This is a genomic window from Clostridium sp. MCC353, assembly GCF_018785315.1.
Taxonomy (GTDB): Bacteria; Bacillota; Clostridia; order Lachnospirales; family Lachnospiraceae; genus CHH4-2.
The window spans coordinates 1-267 of sequence record NZ_WQPN01000172.1 but is presented as its reverse complement, the minus strand read 5'-3'; the positions used below and the strand labels follow the sequence as shown (position 1 = coordinate 267).

Genomic DNA, 267 nt, shown 5'->3' with positions numbered 1-267 from the left:
TATGGGGGTGTAGCTCAGTTGGGAGAGCACCTGCCTTGCAAGCAGGGGGTCAAGAGTTCGAATCTCTCCATCTCCATTTGGTTTTTGTATATCTATAAAAACCGCCCGTAAGCGGAAGCTTACGATATGTACCTTGAAAACCACATATTGAAATATATCAAGAAATGTTTTGTTATAAGAGATTATAACGGAACAATTCAAGACATCCGAGGTGAATTTATTAGAGATAATAGATTCCAAACAACTCGTTATGGAAACATAACAAAC

General features: G+C 38.2%; 1 tRNA gene. It reads left to right on the top strand.

The annotated features are described in order from the left end of the window. Nucleotides 1-3 precede the first annotated feature (3 nt). Nucleotides 4-76 (top strand) — tRNA-Ala (locus GPL15_RS25655). The last annotated feature ends 191 nt before the right edge of the window (nt 77-267 follow it).